13 protein-coding genes are annotated in these 13,130 nt (G+C 57.6%); 3 read left to right on the top strand and 10 right to left on the bottom strand.

Features of this window, described 5'->3' with window-relative positions:
* Positions 1-50: 50 nt before the first annotated feature.
* Positions 51-860 (top strand): bifunctional DNA-formamidopyrimidine glycosylase/DNA-(apurinic or apyrimidinic site) lyase, encoded by an 810-nt coding sequence (gene mutM / locus KOSB73_RS29895; protein ID WP_004137720.1) that lies wholly within the window; start codon positions 51-53, stop codon positions 858-860.
* A 100-nt stretch (positions 861-960) separates the two neighbouring features.
* Here mutM and coaD read toward each other — a convergent pair whose 3' ends face one another.
* The 7 genes from coaD to rfaQ form a co-directional block, all read right to left on the bottom strand.
* Entirely contained in the window at positions 961-1,437 is a 477-nt protein-coding gene (gene coaD / locus KOSB73_RS29890) for a pantetheine-phosphate adenylyltransferase (RefSeq protein ID WP_004106901.1), read from the bottom strand.
* The gene (locus KOSB73_RS29885) at positions 1,434-2,210 is read right to left on the bottom strand and encodes a glycosyltransferase family 2 protein (protein WP_098141430.1); all 777 of its coding nucleotides are present in this window, start codon (positions 2,208-2,210) and stop codon (positions 1,434-1,436) included. The genes coaD and KOSB73_RS29885 overlap by 4 nt, the downstream gene beginning before the upstream one ends.
* Positions 2,210-3,484 carry a lipid IV(A) 3-deoxy-D-manno-octulosonic acid transferase gene (gene waaA / locus KOSB73_RS29880; protein WP_024359715.1) on the bottom strand — a complete coding sequence of 425 codons (1,275 nt, stop codon included), beginning with the start codon at positions 3,482-3,484 and terminating at the stop codon, positions 2,210-2,212. Before waaA ends, KOSB73_RS29885 begins: the two co-directional genes overlap by 1 nt.
* 92 nt (positions 3,485-3,576) lie before the next feature.
* Positions 3,577-4,566 carry a glycosyltransferase gene (locus tag KOSB73_RS29875; RefSeq protein WP_004137725.1) on the bottom strand — a complete coding sequence of 330 codons (990 nt, stop codon included), beginning with the start codon at positions 4,564-4,566 and terminating at the stop codon, positions 3,577-3,579.
* 29 nt (positions 4,567-4,595) lie between these two features.
* Positions 4,596-5,690, bottom strand: coding sequence for a glycosyltransferase (locus KOSB73_RS29870; protein WP_004137727.1), 1,095 nt, complete (start codon positions 5,688-5,690; stop codon positions 4,596-4,598).
* A gap of 2 nt (positions 5,691-5,692) precedes the next feature.
* Positions 5,693-6,820 (bottom strand): glycosyltransferase family 4 protein, encoded by a 1,128-nt coding sequence (locus tag KOSB73_RS29865; RefSeq protein WP_098141428.1) that lies wholly within the window; start codon positions 6,818-6,820, stop codon positions 5,693-5,695.
* Entirely contained in the window at positions 6,817-7,893 is a 1,077-nt protein-coding gene (gene rfaQ, locus KOSB73_RS29860; protein WP_004137731.1) for a putative lipopolysaccharide heptosyltransferase III, read from the bottom strand. The genes KOSB73_RS29865 and rfaQ overlap by 4 nt, the downstream gene beginning before the upstream one ends.
* A gap of 111 nt (positions 7,894-8,004) precedes the next feature.
* Here rfaQ and KOSB73_RS29855 point away from each other — a divergent pair, with 111 nt between their 5' ends.
* The gene (locus KOSB73_RS29855) at positions 8,005-8,967 is read left to right on the top strand and encodes a polysaccharide deacetylase family protein (RefSeq protein ID WP_004137733.1); all 963 of its coding nucleotides are present in this window, start codon (positions 8,005-8,007) and stop codon (positions 8,965-8,967) included.
* 21 nt (positions 8,968-8,988) lie between these two features.
* On the top strand, positions 8,989-10,071 hold the full coding sequence (locus KOSB73_RS29850; protein WP_004137734.1) for a glycosyltransferase family 9 protein: 1,083 nt from the start codon (positions 8,989-8,991) through the stop codon (positions 10,069-10,071).
* A gap of 32 nt (positions 10,072-10,103) precedes the next feature.
* On the opposite strand, the gene KOSB73_RS29845 is transcribed toward KOSB73_RS29850, so the two are convergent.
* From KOSB73_RS29845 to rfaC, 3 genes are read right to left on the bottom strand one after another with little or no spacing between them, the layout of a single operon-like run.
* Positions 10,104-11,270 carry an O-antigen ligase family protein gene (locus tag KOSB73_RS29845; protein WP_098141426.1) on the bottom strand — a complete coding sequence of 389 codons (1,167 nt, stop codon included), beginning with the start codon at positions 11,268-11,270 and terminating at the stop codon, positions 10,104-10,106.
* On the bottom strand, positions 11,248-12,156 hold the full coding sequence (locus KOSB73_RS29840; RefSeq protein WP_004137736.1) for a hypothetical protein: 909 nt from the start codon (positions 12,154-12,156) through the stop codon (positions 11,248-11,250). Before KOSB73_RS29840 ends, KOSB73_RS29845 begins: the two co-directional genes overlap by 23 nt.
* Positions 12,156-13,127 carry a lipopolysaccharide heptosyltransferase RfaC gene (rfaC, locus tag KOSB73_RS29835; protein WP_098141424.1) on the bottom strand — a complete coding sequence of 324 codons (972 nt, stop codon included), beginning with the start codon at positions 13,125-13,127 and terminating at the stop codon, positions 12,156-12,158. Before rfaC ends, KOSB73_RS29840 begins: the two co-directional genes overlap by 1 nt.
* Positions 13,128-13,130: the final 3 nt, after the last annotated feature.

Raw genomic sequence — 13,130 nt, 5'->3', positions numbered from 1 at the left:
TCCTGAACGAGGTAAAATAGCGGCGCCTGCTGTTTTAATATGAGAAAAATATGCCTGAATTACCTGAAGTAGAAACCAGCCGCCGCGGGATTGAACCGCACCTGGTTGGCGCCACCATCCTGCACGCCGTGGTGCGCAACGGACGCCTGCGCTGGCCGGTTTCCGAAGAGATCTATCGCCTGAGCGACGTTCCGGTGCTCAGCGTGCGCCGCCGTGCCAAATACCTGCTGCTGGAGCTGCCTGACGGCTGGATTATCGTCCACCTCGGCATGTCCGGCAGCCTGCGTATCCTCAGCGAAGAGCTGCCCGCAGAGAAGCACGATCACGTAGACCTGGTGATGAGTAACGGCAAGGTCCTGCGCTATACCGATCCGCGCCGCTTTGGCGCCTGGCTGTGGACCAAAGAGCTGGAGGGCCATCCGGCGCTGGCGCATCTGGGGCCGGAGCCGCTGAGCGATGAGTTCAACGCTGATTATCTCCAGCAGAAGTGCGCGAAGAAGAAAACCGCGATTAAGCCCTGGCTGATGGATAACAAGCTGGTGGTTGGGGTGGGCAATATCTACGCCAGCGAATCGCTGTTTTCGGCGGGTATTCATCCCGACAGGCTGGCCTCTTCTCTGTCGCGAGAGGAGTGCGAGCAGCTGGTGAAAGTGATTAAGCTGGTCCTGCTGCGCTCCATCGAACAGGGCGGGACGACGCTGAAGGATTTCCTGCAAAGCGACGGCAAACCAGGCTATTTTGCCCAGGAGCTGCAGGTTTATGGTCGCAAAGGTGAACCCTGCCGCATTTGCGGGACGCCGGTTATCGGCAGCAAGCATGCACAGCGGGCGACGTTTTATTGCCGCCAGTGCCAGAAGTAAGGTGCGATGGTTGCGTTGATCCCGTCTCGCGCTGCGCTTGGTCCGGTAGCCCGGACAGATGCGCAGCATCGCCTCCGGGAAGAGCCCCGAAGGCGCAGGATTACAGCTTCTTCAGCAGCGCCTGGTGAACGTTAGCGGGCAGGAAGTGAGAGACGTCGCCCTGGTGGCGCGCCACTTCTTTTACTAGCGAAGAGGAGATAAACGACCACTCTTTGCACGGCATCAGAAACACGCTCTCCAGCGTCGGCATCAGATGACGGTTCATATGCGCCAGCTGCATCTCATATTCAAAATCCGCCACCGCCCGCAGGCCGCGAATCAAAATATTGGCCTGCTGCGCGCGGGCGAAATTAGCCATTAAATCGCTGAAGCCGATAACCTCAACGTTAACCAGATGCGCCGTTGCCTGGGTGGCCAGCGCGATGCGCTCGTCGAGGGTGAACATCGGCTTTTTGCTCGGGCTGGCGGCGATAGCCAGCAGCACTTTATCGAACATGCTGGCCGCGCGGGTGACGATATCAATATGGCCGTTGGTGATAGGGTCGAAGGTTCCCGGATAGATCGCTTTTGTGCTCATAATGATACTTTCTCCGAGTAGCCGCGGCTCAGGGCCCACAGCTCGGTGTATTTATTAAACGTGTATTGCGCGTTGACTACCGCCAGCAGCCAACCTTGCTTTCCATCCAGCACGCCGCCGCGCAGCAGCAGCGTTTTAACAAAGGCGCCCAGCGTATGGCCGAAGATAGCGGCCAGCGAGGTCTTCTTCCCTCTTTGATGGCGCTCCTGCGCCCAGGCGGCGGCGTAAGCCAGCTGCTTTTGCTGAAAGCCGAAAAAATCGCGGCAGGTCAGATGCAGCAGATCGCCCGCGAGTTCGATAACCTGCGCGCCCTGGCCGTCGAGAGATTCGTGAACCAGATTATCGTTATAGCGGTAACGGTCGCGTTCGTACAGGCGCATCACGCGGTCGGGGTACCAGCCGCTGTGGCGCATAAAGCGGCCAAGAAAATAGTTGCGGCGGGCGATGCTGTATATTGCCCCGGCTTTCGGCGCGGCCAGCACGCTGCGGATGGACTGCGCAAGCTCCGGGGTAACGCGCTCGTCGGTATCGATCATCAGCACATAGTCGCCGGTGGCGTAGTCCTGGGCGCGCTGACGCTGAATGCCGTAGCCCTGCCAGTCGCGGTTGATATGTACCTGAATACCCAGGCTGCGGGCGAGTTCAACGGTGTTATCGCTGCTGCCGGAATCCAGCAGTACTATCTCATCGGCCCAGCTTACCGAGGCCAGACAATCAGGCAGCAGATCCGCCGCATTTTTGGCGATCATCACGACCGAGAGGCGAGGCGACATCAGTGGCTCCGCTGCGGCAGGTAGGGTTGTAGTAACTGTAGCAGACGGGAGAGGGCGCCCTGGTTTTGGTGCAGGACTTCCACCGCGTGACGGCCGTACCACAGACGGTAATCTTCATCGGTCAGCAGGTTGGAAACCTGCGTCACCAGCGAATCGGCGTCGGTCACGGTAATCAGACCGTCGTCCTGCTGCAGCTTGGCGCAAATATCTTTGAAGTTGAAGGTGTGCGGGCCCATCAATACCGGAATCGCGTGAGCGGCGGGCTCCAGCGGGTTATGACCGCCGCGTTCCACCAGGCTGCCGCCGACAAACGCGAGGTCGGCAATACCGTACAGCAGCATCAGCTCGCCCATGGTATCGCCAATCACCACCTGGGTACTGTTCGACGGGATTTCGCCGGTACTGCGCAGGGTGTAGCTCATTCCCGCTTTCTGCACCATCTCGCGGGCGTCGCCGAAGCGCTCCGGGTGGCGAGGGACGAGGATCAGCAGCAGGTTGGGGAAACGCTCGAGCAGCTTTTTATGCGCCTGAAGAATAATTTGTTCTTCGCCGTCGTGGGTGCTGGTGGCAATCCACACCTGGCGGTGCGGCGCCCACTGGCGGCGTAGGGTGATGGCGCGAGCCGCCAGCTCGGGGGTGACCGAAATATCAAACTTCAGGCTGCCGGTGACCGCCAGCTGATTGCGTTTCAGGCCAAGGGCGATAAAGCGGTTAGCGTCTTCTTCGTTCTGCGCGGCGATAAGCGTAATGCGGCTCAGCAGCCGACGCATAAATTTACCCAGTTTGGCATAGCCTTTCGCCGAACGTTCGGACAGACGAGCGTTAGCGATCACCAGTGGGATTTTACGCTTGTGCAGTGTGGCGACCATGTTCGGCCACAGCTCGGTTTCCATCACGATAACCAGCTTTGGCTGAACGGTATTGAAGAAGCGATTCATCGCGCCGGGCAGATCGTAAGGCAGATAGACGTGATGCACGTCTTTGCCAAAAGCGGACATGGCGCGCTCAGACCCGGTTGGCGTCATGGTGGTGACGGTGATCGGCAGATAGGGGTAACGGTGGCGTAGCGCGCGCACCAGCGGGATAGCCGCCAGGGTTTCGCCAACGGAAACGGAATGCAGCAGGATGCCACCCGGTTCTACCTTGTTCTGGCAGAAGCCATAACGTTCCTTCCAGCGTTTACGATAGGCAGGGGCCTTACGGCTGCGTAACAGCAGTCGCAGCCACACCAGCGGCTGAATGAGGTAAAGTAGGGCGGTATAAAGCAATTCCAAGCGATTTATCCGTATTTATGTTTTTGCGGGCAAATTCTAAGCATTTAACCCGCGTAAAGCTATCTCTTTGGCGGAAACTAAGGGATTCAGTATTAAGCCGCGTCGCGATAGCGCTTGATGCGCAGATAGCGGCGTCCAAGACGCCAGCGTAGACGGAACGTACGGGCGTTTTTCCAGATCAGGCGCCAGATGCCGCGGTCGAAAAACTCTTTAATGATAATATGCTTTTTTGACTCATCTTTCATGCTATCGAAGGTATGAATAATTCCCAGCCCCTCTTTGGCGATCTGCCAGCGGCAGGCGGAAATATCGCGAACCTTATCCGGGTAGCGCTGGTTGATGGCGTCCAGCATCTCCAGAATCTTCATGTAGTGGCGCGCTGAACGCATCAGCGTGTCGTCGTTGTCCGGTTTATGCGACACCGATTCCGAGTGAATATAGTAATCGTAGAACTGCTCGCTGGTGTACTGCACGCGTTCTGCCGCCAGCAGCACTTCGGTGGTCCAGGGGATATCCTGATGACGCAGGCCAGGCTCAAAATGGAAGCGGTGGCTCGCGATAAATTCCCGGCGATAGATATTCAGCCAGGTGACGTGCAGGAACTTACGAGAATCCAGCGCCTGCTTTAACCAGACGTGGCCGGGCAAAACGCCGGTCGACTGCAGCCGGTCCAGCGGGAAAATGGGATGGATATCTTTTTTCGTCTCGTAGACGTAGCGGCCGTTGCAGGTGGCGACGTCAAGATTGCCCTTTTCCGCCATTTCCAGAAGCGTACGGTACATGCCCGGGTAAAGCTTATCGTCGATATCCGGGAAGGTCAGGTACTTACCGGTCGCCGCGGCGAGGCCGGTATTGCGCGCCACCGACACGCCCTGGTTTTCCTGCTCCAGCACGATCACGTTTTGCAGGCGCTCTTTCCACTGGTCGATAACCGCAAGGCTGCCGTCCGTCGACCCGTCGTTCACCAGGATCAGTTCATAGCTTTCCAGCTGCTGTTGCTCAAGGCACTCAAAGAATTGCGCAAGGAATTTTTCGCCGTTATAGACGGCGGCTACGATGCTTAGTAAAGGCGTTTGACTCATAACTCATTGATCCTGGTTAAATAACGGCGTCAGGCGCTGCGCAGCTGACGATACTGCTGACAAATCGATGCCACGCTGAACTTCTCCAGCGCCGCTGCGTCGATGGCCGGCGGGCTATGGTAAATGCTTTGCATCGTCTGAGCCAGCGCCGGGCTGTTGAGATCCGCCAGGCCGCGCGACAGCTCGCCGGTAAGGATCTCGGTCACGCCGCCCGGGCAGCGGGTGCTGGCGACCGGCGTATCCAGCAGCAGCGCCTCCACCACCACGTTGCCAAAGCCTTCGCTATCGGAGCTCAGGACCAGCATCCGCGCGCCTTTAATCCACGGCAGCGGGTTTTTCTGGAAGCCTTTAAACAGGACGCGATCGGCAACCTGTAGCTGCTGCGCCAGCTGGCGCAGGCGCTGTTCTTGTTCCGGTTTGCCCTGCCCCAGCAGCACCAGTGGCGCGTCGATGCCGCTTTGCGCATAGGCCTCAATCAGGCGGTCGTGACGTTTGCCGGGGTGAAAGCGGCCGACGTGGATAATATAGTCGCCGTCGGGGCGCTGGCTGGGTTCTTCAGCCGCGGCGCGCAGGGCGGCGATATCAAACGGGTTATAAATCGTTTTCAGCTGGGCGGGGCGAATGGCGAACTGCTCAACCAGGTCTTGACCGACCGCATCGGAGACGGTGACGACGTTGCGTCCCTGATAAACGCGCCCGATCTTCTGCTTTTTCATCCAGCGGTCAAAACCGCTGCGGTGTCCGAGATAGGAAGTCGAGAACACGCCGTGCAGGCAGAACCAGACGTTGCGCCCGTTCAGCAGGCGGCTGCGGGAGACGATGCGGTCGGTTTTATGCAGATTCGATAGCACCAGTTCGAAACGGCCCTGCTGTTCTGCTTTCTCGATTGCCGTATCAAGCTGGCGCGCGCGCCGGGATAGCTCGGTGAGTTTGCGCCAGGGTTTGCGGCAGCGGTCGGCGATGACCTGATAATCCAGCCCCGCCGGTAGCGGATACTCGCAGATGTCGCGCAGGGAAAAAAGCGACACCTGTTCGCCCTGGCTAAGAAAATGCTCCGCCAGCGTCAGTACCACTTTTTCCGCGCCGCCGCCGGGCAGGCCGTCGATAACAAACAGTATGCGCATCGTTATTTCACCAAATCCTGATAGAGGGAGAGCAGCTGCGCCGAGAGCCGTTCGCTGGTGCAGGTCATGATCCGCTCGCGGGCGCGCTGGCCTTCTGCAGAACCCAAAGCCCGAGCGGGCAGGGCGTTAACCGACTCCTGCAGGGCCGGGATATCCAGCGCATCGCAAACGTAGCCGTTGCTGCCCTGAACGATAAACTCCGCGCCGCCGCAGCCGGTAGTCGTAATCACCGGCAGGCCGCAGGCCATCGCTTCGAGAATGACGTTGGGGAACGGATCGTACAGCGTCGGCAGCAGCAGGCCATCGGCCATCTGGTAGAACGGCAGGGTTTCCGACTGCATACCGAAAAAGCGCACCCGTTCCTCGCAGTTCAGCGTTTTCGCCAACTGCTGGTAACGAGCCTGCTCTTTATCTTTGCCCACCACCAGCAGGTAGCGATTGGTCGGGGCGATGGCGCGGATCGCCGCATCCAGCCCTTTGCGCTCAAAGCCGGAGCCGACGTAAATCAGGCAGGTCGCCTGGATCGGCAGATTCCATTTGGCGCGCAGCGCGACGAAGGCTTCTTCCGTCGGCGGCAGAAAACGCTGGTTATCGATGGCGTTATAGATGACGTGGATTTTTTCCGCCGGCAGGCCGAAGTCTTCAATAATCTCGCGTTTAATCATCTCCGCGTTGCAGATAACGCCGCGCAGGTGCGAGTCCTGGTACATTTCGCGCTCGGCCTGCATCACATAGCGATGGTAGCGGTCGGCAAACAGCAGGCGGCTTTTCCAGCCGGGCAAAATGCGCGAGCGCTGCTGCAGCCAGCGGCGGTGTACGCCATCTCCGGCACGGTACAGGTCGCAGCCGGGGATGCGCTCATGGCTTTGCACCAGGTCAAATGATTCGCGCTGCCAAAGCTGGCGGGCGGCGTCGGCAAACCCACGCTCGCGGCTGATCCGCCCCCACTTGCGCGGATTGCAGATGTGGATGTTCCACTCGGGCTTCACCGGCCCCTGCCACTCGCGAGTGATGACGTTCAGTTCAAGATCGCTGTCGTCGAGGGCTTCCAGCGCGCGGGAGACAAAGCGTTCCGCGCCGCCGTCCGGGCGATACTTCTGGCGTACCAGAGCCAGCCTGAATTTACTCATGCCAGTACCTTTTTCGCCGCCGCGATAACCGCGTCGGTGGGAATTAAATCGAGATAACGTTCGTCCGTGCCGGTATCGATATCATCAGGGTCGGGAATAGCGCCGAAATCGCCTGCCCAGATAACCTCGCCCTGCGCCTGCCAGGGACGCCAGAAGGTGAGCTTGGAGGGGCCGAAAAGCGCGACCAGCGGCGTACCCAGCGCGGCAGCCATGTGCATTGGCACCGAGTCGACGCCGATAAATAGACGGGCATGATCGATGACGGAGGCCAGCTGGCGCAGGGTGAGCAGCCCGGCGAGGGAGTGCAGGCGAGCATCGGGGCAGCCCGCCATAATGGTGTCGATCATCTGCTTCTCTCTGGCGTCAGGGCCGGAGGTCAGCACGACCGGGTAGCCTGCGTCAGAAAGCGCGTTAATCAGGGCGCTCATCCGCGCTTCGCGCCAGCACTTAAAGAACCAGCGGGAGGTCGGCTGAATGACGATATAGTTATCCTGAAATTCTTCCGGCAGCAGCGCGCGGCTGGCGCGCCAGTCCTGATCGCTGTAGCCCATCTTCGCCGGCGCGTCATCAATAGCCAGCCCAAGCGGCGCCAGAATCGACAGGTTCTGCTGCACGGTATGCTGCTGGTTATGCTGCTCGGTTGAGGCGAGGGCGGTATGGCAAAAACGCCAGGCCGGATGACGACGTTTCGGGAAGTCAAAACCGATGCGGGTGGCCGCGCCGGTCAGTTTGGTGATGATCGCGCTGGGCCACTGATCGGCAAGATTGAGCACCATATCGTAGCGCTGCTGGCGGAGCGTGCGAATCAGACGCCACTCCATCTTTAGCTGATGGCCGGCGCCCTGTTTTTTCCAGCGCCGGTCAATGCCGTAAATGTGGGTGATATCGGTATTCGCTGCGAGCATATCCCGGGTTTCTTCATAAAGCAGCACATCCACGCTGGCGGCGGGATATTGCTGTTTTAGCGCGTGAATAAGCGGGGTTATCAATAGCATATCGCCATGATGGCGCAGCTTGATGACCAGGATTCGCGCCGGGTTCACGCGGCCGGAAGTGCGGGTTTCAGGCGTCATTCTCTGTTCTTCATTCAGGGTCAGGGTTCCGATTCTAGGGGATCAGATAGATTGAGAGAAGCGTTGTCTTGCTCTACCATGACCCGATACGTATGGCCTGAGGACGTTTTCGTGCACAAACCCGCATTTCTCATCACGATTGACACAGAGGGCGATAACCTCTGGCAAAAACATGACAGCATCACCACCGAGAATGCGCGTTATTTACCGCGTTTTCAGCAGCTTTGCGAAAAGTACGGTTTCAAACCGGTCTGGTTGACCAACTATGAAATGGCCATCGACCCGGTTTATATCGAATTCGCTAAGGATGCGATCGCCCGGGGAACCGCGGAAATCGGTATGCATCTGCACGCCTGGAACAGTCCGCCGACCGATCCGCTCACCGATGACGACTGGCGGCATAAACCGTACTTGATTGAGTACAGCGATGCGGCGATGCGGGCGAAAGTCGACTATATGACCCGTCTGCTGGAGGAGACCTTCCAGACCAAAATGGTCAGCCATCGCGCAGGACGCTGGGCCTTTGACGAGCGCTACGCGCGTCTGCTGATGGAGTATGGCTATCTGGTGGATTGTTCGGTTACGCCGCGGGTGAACTGGAAAACGGCGAAAGGCGCGCCGCAGGGCGACGGCGGCACCGATTACCGTCATTTCCCGCAGCACGCCTATTTCCTCGACGAGAACGATATCCGCCGTGAAGGGCAATCATCGCTGCTGGAAGTGCCGATGAGCATTCAGTACAAGCATCCCGCGTGGATGAATAGCCTGAAGCAGGGTTACGATCGCCTGCGCGGTAAAGTGCGCTCGCCGTCCGTTCACTGGCTGCGTCCGATGGGCGGCAACGTCGAGACGATGAAAAAAGTGGTGGAACAAACGTTGACTCAGGGCAATGACTACGTCGAATATATGCTCCACTCTTCTGAGTACATGCCCGGCGGCAGTCCAACGTTTAAAAACGAGCAGGATATCGAGCGTTTATATGCCGATCTGGAGTCTTTTTTCAGCTGGCTGGCGCCACAGGTGAAGGGAATGACGTTGGCGGAGTATTACCAACAGAAACGCACACAGCGATAAAAGATCACAACCAGGTACCGTATGCGTATCGTGAAGCAGTTTACGCGGAAGAAAAATGCCTTCTTCCGCGAAATTAAGTTTAATTTAATTAACTATCGTTACAGAAATAAAAGCGCGCGCCAGCCCTTTAATCCCGCGAAGATTCAGCATGTTTTATTATTGCGCCTGGATGACAAAGTTGGGGATATGGTCGTGACAACCGGCTGCGCAAAGCTTTTAGCCGACCGGGGCTATAAGGTTTCTGTGCTGACCGGGCCGGTTTGTAAGCAGATGCTTGCCGGCGCGGATTTTCTTGAGCAGGTCTATTTATATCAGCCGCGGATGCCGTTAAATGCGTTGCGCGCGGCAGGATTTGACGCGGTCGTTGATTTTGACGATGTTAAAACCTACGAGCGTTTTAAACTGCTGGCTGATTTGCAGCCTGGCTGCGTTATCGGTTTTAATAAACAAGAATATAAACTTTACGATCACTCCATCCCTTTTCTGGATAGCAGCAGCCATATTTCCGCCCGCTATAAAGCCGTCGCCAGGCTATTTGGCATAGAACACCCTCATTACCACTATCATCTGCCCGGCGATGCTTTTGAGCGGGAAAGAGTTAAAACACTGCTGGCTCAGCAACAGGGTAGCGAGCTCTGCATTGCCATCAACCCGTTTACCGCCTCAACGGATAAAGACTTTTGCCGTCATCAGGTTTCTGCCCTGATTGAGCGCTTATATACGCTCCCTTATAAAATCAGCGTCGTGATGGTCGGGCATAGCGAGAAAATTCGTCAGCTTAATCTGGAAACGGCGCTGCATCTGCCTGATAGCAATATTAATTCAGCGGTTGAGATTGTTCGCCACTGCGATCTGGTGATTACGGCGGATACCGCCATCGTGCATATTGCTCGCGCGTTCGACAAGCCCATGGTGGCGGTTTACAACAAACGTAAACTCAAAGACACCGGATTGCCGGGCTATACCATCTGGGCTCCGGGTTATGACAAGGCCAGACAAATTGTCTGCGAAGAGACTAACGTCGCCGACATGACCATTGACGCGGTCTGGCCGGTGATCAAAGCCCAGGCGGATGCCCTGATCGCCGCTCGCCAGCAGGCATAAAAAAGGGCCCGCTGCGGGCCCTTCTCCTTCTCTTAGCGTTTCGCCTTCAGGCCTCCGCTGAGCGCAATGCCCAGCGGTAGCCAAAACAGCGGCCAGCTTTCGCGAGGGTTGCTGATGATAAACATGCCCTGCGAAGCCATAAAAATCAGCGCATAGATAAAAATCGCCAGCCCGTAGCGGCCATCCTGCTGGTTACGCCATGCCTGCCATAACCCTCCGGCATTCACCGCCAGCAGCAGCGCCAGGCCGATTATGCCGCCTTTCAGCAGTGCGCCAAGATAGACGCTGTGGGTGGTGGTGATATGCTCGCCGCTGTAGTTGGTAAAGTTGAGCTCGTAGTCAAAGCCACGACCCAGCCACGGCTGGCTGGCCACTTCCTGGAGCGTATGGCGCCAGATACTGAGGCGCAAACCGCTTTGGGTGCCCAGCTCTTCAAAGCGCGCCAGCAGCAGGTCTCCCGTTGGCGTGAAGAAGAAAAGCGCGCCCAGAACCAACGCTAGCGCGGCGACAATCAGAACATTACGCCGGGTAAAGACGTGCAGGTGCAGGGTGCAAACAAACGCCGCCAGCAGGGCGATAATCGGGCCGCGGCTTTGAGTCAGAAACAGCATCACCAGCATGATCGCCATCGGCACATACAGGAGATGGCTGCCTTTCTCCTTCAGCAGCATGGCGCAAATAAGGATACCGATACCGCAATAACCCGCGAGGTCGATAACGTTAGTCGGGCCGGGATTACCCGGTGATACCAGGCGCTCTTTGAGGACCAGGGTGAAATCGATCGCCATCGTCCAGATGGAGAGCACCGTGATCCCGGCAACGACGCTCAGCAGCGCCAGATGTCGGGTTCGGGGGTCGCCCAGCAGGGTAGTTAGCAGCAGGAGATAAAAAAATAAATAGGCGCCGTGCGTCAGCGGCGAGTCGATATGCTGCGGCGTCTGCCCCCAAATGTTGCTCAGGGCATAGTAAACGCAGAATACCACCAGCAGGATATAAACCAGCCACCGCTGGCGGATGCTTTCCGCTAGCGCCTGACGGTTATCGTGGTTAAGCAGTGAAAGCAAAAACAGCAAAATAGATAAATGAAGAAGGTTGTTTGTCCGGGTTGATACGCAAAAAACGGCGCTAAAAAACAGAAATAAAGTGAAGAAAACGGTGTAGCCCTGTCTGGCGTAACTACTTATTTTTAAAGTACTCATCAAAAGAAACCTTTGCGAAAATCGTTTCCGGAACCGCGCTTTCTAAAGAGAAGTTAACGACCCGAATATGGTTTTGTTGCAGCACGTTGGCAGCGTGCGAAAAGGACGGCATGACCAGGTCATCCACCTTATTTGCCAGCCAGGAGGGGAGTTTATCCTGTTCCGTTTCGTAGAAGCGCGGCTGGTTGAAATTACTCATATCCAGACCACTTATCAGAATGGTTTTAAATCCCAGCCACATCAGAATTTGCAGGGCCCAGTAGACCACGGTTCCGGCGTCGAAAATTCCCTGGCGGATATCGGTGCTAAAGCAAATATCCTGCCGCTGCGGGTGAAAGCGTAACGCCGCAACGCCTTTCCAGACCTGCGGTATCGCGCTTTTGGCGACTTTGGGCTGATAAATTTTATAACAGGCGTCTTCAATTAATGCCAAACGACAGCGCAGTTCCGCGCCGTGACGGTCGAGGATTTTGGCGATACCGTGCATGGTGGTGAAGAGCACGAGATCGGGTTGGCTAATCACCGAACGAATCACGTCCGGCTTTTTATCGTAAAACTCCATATCGACAATGGTATAGAGCGAAAATTTAATTTTATCAGAGAGATGCCAGGCGCCATTCACCCCCATCACCGGAACGCTTTTCGGCAGCCGCGTAAAATCAATGCGGCGCGTCGAGGGACCGGTGGCGGTCAGCAGCACCTCGCCCTCGGCACTATCCTTCAGTTCGCTGAGATTAACCAGCGGCACCGTTTTCCCTTTGTATTTCAGGGTGCGGATTTCACCGCTCGCCGCACGCGTGATGTGGGTAAACGGCCAGAGATTTTCGTTATGGCGAAAGGCGCGTCGATGCGTGTAGCGATAGATCTGCTTAAATAATGAACCCATTAAGCCAGTTCCTGAGATTTCAACAGTTGCAGAATCCGGGAGGCGGGAATATCCCCCGTGCTGCTGCCGCTTTCCGGGCGCACCACGTACTGATTTTTACCGTAGCCGCCAATTAGCCCCGGATCGGTCGGGCCGTACAGCGTGAAGTTCGGTTTATCGAGCGCGGCGGTGAGATGGCTCAGGCCGGTGTCGACGGAAACCACCCCGCGCGCGCCTGCCAGTACCTCAGCTACCTGCTCCAGGCTCATCCGCGGCAGGACGTCGACAAAATCGTGCCCCTCCGCCAGGCGCCTGGCCCGCGCTTCTTCATGGGGCGCGCCCCACGGCAGTTTGATGCGTACGCCGCTGTCGGCAAGCAGGGCGATAAGCGCCCGCCAGTTCTCTTCCGGCCAGTGCTTATCATCGCGCGTCGTGGCGTGGAGGAACACCAGATACGCCGCGGCGGACGGATCAGCCTGGCGCAAAAAATGACGGGCGATCGCGTAGTCGCCCTGGGTTTCCGGCTTCGCGTAGCCGAGGCTTTTCGCGAACAGTTCGCGGGTGCGCTCAACGGCGTGCTGCTGTTTAGCAATATGGTGGCGACGGTTGTAAAACAGGCATGCCAGCGGCTCGCGGGCGGTTTGCCAGTCCATACCGTGCTTCACGCCGCGGGCCAGCCGGGTGACCAGCGCGGCGCTCTTCACCAGCCCCTGGGCATCGATGATCGCGTCGTACTTTTCCGCCCGTACGGCGTCGCGGAAAGCCTTGCGCTCGGTTTTGATCGGCGCGGAAAACCACGCCTTGCGCCAGCGACGAATCGCCACCGGGATGACCCGGTCAACGGTCTCATGCCAGGAGGGGATCTGCGCGAAGCCTTCCTCAACCACCCAATCGAAACGAATGCCGGGAAAGGCCAGCGCGGCGTCGCTCAGCGCGGGCAGCGTGTGCAGCACGTCGCCCATGGACGAGGTTTTTACGATCAGTACCCGCATCCG

This window comes from Klebsiella grimontii, from assembly GCF_900200035.1.
Taxonomy (GTDB): Bacteria; Pseudomonadota; Gammaproteobacteria; order Enterobacterales; family Enterobacteriaceae; genus Klebsiella; species Klebsiella grimontii.
This window is presented reverse-complemented; position numbering and strand designations above follow the sequence as displayed.

Coding starts and splice junctions, on each gene's coding strand:
- mutM (WP_004137720.1), top strand. CDS start 51: ATGCCTGAATTACCTGAAGTAGAAACCAGCCGCCGCGGGATTGAACCG.
- coaD (WP_004106901.1), bottom strand. CDS start 1,437: ATGAGCACAAAAGCGATCTATCCGGGAACCTTCGACCCTATCACCAAC.
- KOSB73_RS29885 (WP_098141430.1), bottom strand. CDS start 2,210: ATGTCGCCTCGCCTCTCGGTCGTGATGATCGCCAAAAATGCGGCGGAT.
- KOSB73_RS29875 (WP_004137725.1), bottom strand. CDS start 4,566: ATGAGTCAAACGCCTTTACTAAGCATCGTAGCCGCCGTCTATAACGGC.
- KOSB73_RS29870 (WP_004137727.1), bottom strand. CDS start 5,690: ATGCGCATACTGTTTGTTATCGACGGCCTGCCCGGCGGCGGCGCGGAA.
- KOSB73_RS29865 (WP_098141428.1), bottom strand. CDS start 6,820: ATGAGTAAATTCAGGCTGGCTCTGGTACGCCAGAAGTATCGCCCGGAC.
- rfaQ (WP_004137731.1), bottom strand. CDS start 7,893: ATGACGCCTGAAACCCGCACTTCCGGCCGCGTGAACCCGGCGCGAATC.
- KOSB73_RS29850 (WP_004137734.1), top strand. CDS start 8,989: ATGCGTATCGTGAAGCAGTTTACGCGGAAGAAAAATGCCTTCTTCCGC.
- KOSB73_RS29845 (WP_098141426.1), bottom strand. CDS start 11,270: ATGAGTACTTTAAAAATAAGTAGTTACGCCAGACAGGGCTACACCGTT.
- KOSB73_RS29840 (WP_004137736.1), bottom strand. CDS start 12,156: ATGGGTTCATTATTTAAGCAGATCTATCGCTACACGCATCGACGCGCC.
- rfaC (WP_098141424.1), bottom strand. CDS start 13,127: ATGCGGGTACTGATCGTAAAAACCTCGTCCATGGGCGACGTGCTGCAC.